The organism is Variovorax sp. GW821-FHT10B04 (genome assembly GCF_059415645.1).
This window is the reverse complement of sequence record NZ_JBWKNQ010000029.1, coordinates 1-857: the sequence shown is the minus strand read 5'-3', so window position 1 is coordinate 857 and position 857 is coordinate 1. Positions and strand designations below refer to the sequence as shown.

The window sequence follows — 857 nt, the reverse complement described above, 5'->3', positions numbered from 1 at the left end:
CCGCCCGAGAACTCGTGCGGGAAGCGGTTGATCGCCGACGCACCGAGCCCCACGCGTTCGAGCAGCGCGGCGGCGGCCTTCAGTGCCTCGGCGCGCGGCGTGCCGTAGATCATCGGCCCGCGCGCGATCGCGTCGCCGACCTTCTGCCGCGGGTTGAGCGAGGCGAACGGGTCCTGGAAGATGATCTGCACCTGGCGGCGGTACTCGCGCAACGCCGCCGCGTCCTGGCCGAGGATCGACTGGCCCGCGAAGACGATGCGTCCGCTGTCCGGCTCCATCAGCCGCATCACCATGCGCCCGAGCGTCGACTTGCCCGAGCCCGATTCGCCCACCACCGAGACGGTTTCGCCTTCCTGGATCGCGAGGTCGATGCCGTCGGCCGCGACCACTGTGCGCGGCGGCGAGAACATGCCCGACTTCGAGACGAAGGTCTTGCGCAGCTGCTCGATCTTGAGCAGCGGCTCGGACTTCGACGCGGCATGCGCCGTGCTGCGCGCGTTGCGCCCCGGCACCGCGGCGATCAGCTTCTGCGTGTACTCGTGCTGCGGGTTGCGCAGCACCTCGTCGCGCGTGCCTTGCTCGACCACGCGGCCATGGCGCATGACGACCACGCGGTCGGCAATGTCCGCCACCACGCCGAAGTCGTGGGTGATGAACAGCACGCCCATGCGGCGTTCGGTCTGCAGCTTCTGGATCAGGTCGAGGATCTGGCGCTGCGTGGTCACGTCCAGCGCGGTGGTCGGCTCGTCGGCCAGCAGCAGGCGCGGGTTGTTCAGCAGCGCCATCGCGATCATGACGCGCTGGCGCTGGCCGCCCGAGAGCTGGAACGGGTAGCTGCGCACGATCTGCTTCGGCGA

At 69.7% G+C, this 857-nt stretch carries 1 protein-coding gene; it reads right to left on the bottom strand.

The genetic code is table 11. The features are described from left to right. On the bottom strand, nucleotides 1-857 hold an 857-nt coding region (locus tag AC07PZ_RS31595), incomplete at both ends, for an ATP-binding cassette domain-containing protein (RefSeq protein WP_495299138.1).